At 69.3% G+C, this 566-nt stretch carries 1 protein-coding gene; it reads right to left on the bottom strand.

The genetic code is table 11. From position 1 onward, the window contains the following. Positions 1-566 (bottom strand): acyltransferase domain-containing protein (locus ACYVO2_RS37335; protein WP_461012575.1); only part of this gene is annotated, 566 nt, incomplete at both ends.

Raw genomic sequence — 566 nt, 5'->3', positions numbered from 1 at the left:
CGGTAGGTCAGCCCTTCGGCGACCTGCCGGAACTCCTCCAGCATCGGCTCCATCAACGGCGAGTGGAACGCGTGCGAGACCGAAAGACGCTTCGTCTTGCGACCCTGCGCCTCGAAGACAGCGGCGACCGCCAGAACGGCGTCCTCCTCGCCGGAGACGACCACCGACGACGGCCCGTTGACGGCCGCGATCGACACCCGACCCGACAGGACAGCGGCCACCTCGGCCTCGGTGGCCTGCACCGCCACCATCGCCCCACCGGAGGGCAACGCCTGCATCAACCGACCACGGGCGGCAACCAGAGCGCACGCGTCGTCCAACGACAGCACCCCCGCCACATGCGCCGCCGCCAACTCACCGATGGAATGCCCCGCCAGGCAATCGGGCGCCACACCCCACGACTCCACCAACCGGAACAGCGCAACCTCAAGCGCGAACAACCCCGCCTGAGCGAACACCGTCCGATCCAACCGCTCCTGGTCACCGAAGACGACATCCCGCAACGGCCGGTCCAACTGCCCGTCCATCCGCGCGCACACCGCGTCGAACGCCTCCGCGAACACCGG

The sequence above is a fragment of the Streptomyces capparidis genome, assembly GCF_054782095.1.
Note: the sequence above shows the minus strand (reverse complement) of the source record. Positions and strands in the feature narration are given on the sequence as shown.